The sequence below is a fragment of the Crocosphaera sp. Alani8 genome, from assembly GCF_038442745.1.
Classification (GTDB): domain Bacteria; phylum Cyanobacteriota; class Cyanobacteriia; order Cyanobacteriales; family Microcystaceae; genus Crocosphaera.
The window spans coordinates 1-2,539 of the sequence record NZ_JARVCN010000412.1 but is presented as its reverse complement, the minus strand read 5'-3'; the positions used below and the strand labels follow the sequence as shown (position 1 = coordinate 2,539).

The 2,539-nt window shown below is 34.6% G+C and carries 2 protein-coding genes and 1 pseudogene; all 3 read right to left on the bottom strand.

Annotated elements, in window-relative coordinates; translation table 11 throughout:
- Positions 1-1,534: pseudogene (locus P9B04_RS20305) on the bottom strand (helicase-related protein); the annotation flags it as partial.
- A 59-nt stretch (positions 1,535-1,593) separates the two neighbouring features.
- Positions 1,594-2,220, bottom strand: coding sequence for a hypothetical protein (locus P9B04_RS20300; protein ID WP_342056789.1), 627 nt, complete (start codon positions 2,218-2,220; stop codon positions 1,594-1,596).
- The coding region (locus tag P9B04_RS20295; protein WP_342056788.1) for a hypothetical protein at positions 2,217-2,539 on the bottom strand (323 nt) is incomplete at its 5' end. The genes P9B04_RS20300 and P9B04_RS20295, both read right to left, overlap by 4 nt.

Here is a 2,539-nt window from a genome sequence, read left to right as displayed (position 1 = left end):
TAATACGTTGACATTGTTGCGCGCCGGACTTTTGATGTTCAAATAAGACCCCTTCATCAACCAATTGATCTAAAATGGCACTCAATTGAAGGTTTTGCCAAAGGTGGGGTTTTTGTTGGGCTAAGTAATAGAGAAAATCCTCTGGTGTGCCATAATTACCGTCTAATATTTGGGCGATCGCTTGCTTAAATCCTTCAATTTCGGGGAAGTCAGGGAAGGTTAGCGGTTGGCTTATTTCTAAGGGTTGAGGGAGTTGGGTAAGATAAGTTTGTTCATCGGTGGTCAGGATTAGTTGGTCAATGGTTTGTGGGGGATGATCTGGGGAAATGGTAATGTTTAAAGTGAGTTTTTTCTGAGTTGTTTTTTTGAGGTTAAATTGAATGAGAGTATCGTCTTTAACGATGATATTTTGAACAGGTTTGAGGCGGTTTCCTGTGATGATAATTTCTTGAGTTTGACCGGCTTCTAATTGATGGGGATTAATTTTAGTAATGATAGGACATTTCGCTTCGATCCTCCGTTGAGTTTCTTTGATGGTTTCTTCTAAGAAGTCTGCTGTTAAGTCAAATGCTAAGGGAGAATTAAACCATTCGTCATCAAATTCTTGTATGGATTCTATGATAGCGTTATGATCTAATTCTGTATCCCAATAAAAGAAAATGATACTTTCTGCATTGCCATTATGGGCATTTTTGGTAAAGTTATCCGACCCATTATGTTGAATACTATTATCTAAGTGATCTGTAAGAATTCCAATCTTTTTATGATAAATATTTCTGTCTCCTTCCATTTTTACCAGTTTAATTTTCAGAATGTCTAAACGAACTAATTCGGCTAAGATTTGGGTACTGGTAAATGCGTCGTCTTCTAACCCCTGGAGAAAATCATGAAGGGTTCGTTTAATGTATTGACTACGATATTGGGGGTCATGAAGTTTCTGTAATTCTTTAACGTCTTGTTTATTGGTAAACCCTTGCCAGTCCATTAATAAACGAATTTCCCCTTCATTTTTAATCATACTTTGCAGGGGTTCTTGATAGAATTTAAGGACACCACTACCAAAGTAAGCAGTGGATCTGCGATACAGTTTCGTTCTTTCTAAATAGGCCCGAATAAATTTATCGTATTTCTCTTGATCTGTGGGTAAACTAAATTGTCGCCGTTTACGGATGTTAATTTCTAGAAAACTACCTACGAGTAAAGCAGGTTCAGTGGTGATGTTGATACAGTCAAGAAAAGACTCAAGGGTTTGTGGGTTACGGGTACGAATTAAGGTGGTGTTGGGGATGTTATTCTCATGTTTGGGGACATATTCATAGATATCTGCATGGTTCAAGTCAATGCGTAATAGTTTGTAGGTTGAGTGTTTTTCCCCAAGTCCAAAGAAGCTGACGATGTTGTGAAGAAGGTTATCAGCATCACGGTGTTTGAAGATGATCCAGTATTGGTTATTTAGTCCTTTAATGGGGGTTTCGGTGGGGGTATAGTAAGGACGTTGTTTACGAATTAGATCGTCTAGGACTTGGGTTAGCATGAACTAATAAGAATATAAGTTATGCTTAGTATTCCCCTCTACTATCTAAAAGTTTAACTTTATAGTAGTTTTTCTTGATTGAGTTGTCTTATAGATTCAATAAGTTTTTCATCATGAGCTTTCATTCGTTGGATTCCTTTCTGAGCCAAAAGATGTGATAATACAAAAAACCCTATTGCTAACAAAAGAGCTATATAGTTCAATCTTTTAGGAATAATTAATAATTGAAAAACAAATCCTAACCCCAGAATAAAACTAGATATTAAAAAAGAAAAAGCAGAGTTTAAAATTGCAACCCATTCTGCACGTTCACTAAATATTCGTTCGTATATCTCCTTTTTATGATACCAGAGTTTTGCATTGTATAAATCAGGGTCATTATTAGGGTTTTGAGAAGAAATTATTTCTTTAAGGTTCCTAAGTTCCGTACTTAAATAGATTTTTTCTGCTTTATACTCTTTTCTTCGAGGATGCCAAGCATAAGCTCCCAAACCATCTAAGAGATAACCCAGCATTATACTCATAGTAATTACAATATCCGCAGATGTTAAGTTTATTGGTTTTAACGCTGAATCCAGTAAATAATGTAATGGCAAAAAAATTGTAATAATATAAAATACTAACCCTGGAATAAAATAGCGTGTAAATGATTTTATGAGAAGTTCTCCAATGGAACCTAAATTCATAATTGTTTTCTCCTTTGTGTGATACTATTATTAAAAATCATCTGTATATCTTGCCAACACTTGACTCTTTTTATCAAAGTAGGTTCCTCTAATATTGGCTTATTCCAAGGATAATCTATTAATATTGTTGTAATTCCTTTTTGGGCTAAATTATAAGCTATTTCTCGGCAATCTTCAATAAAAAAATTGATGTTCTTTACTTCAGCAGACTTGTTCTCACTAAACAATAAATAATCGTAAGGAACTTTGTATTTTTTTAACCATTGTTTGCTCATAGATCGAGTATTTAAAGGACGACCAGTAATAATATAAATATAAA

Excerpts from the sequence above, each read along its gene's own strand:
- P9B04_RS20300 (WP_342056789.1), bottom strand. The coding sequence starts at position 2,220 with ATGAATTTAGGTTCCATTGGAGAACTTCTCATAAAATCATTTACACGC.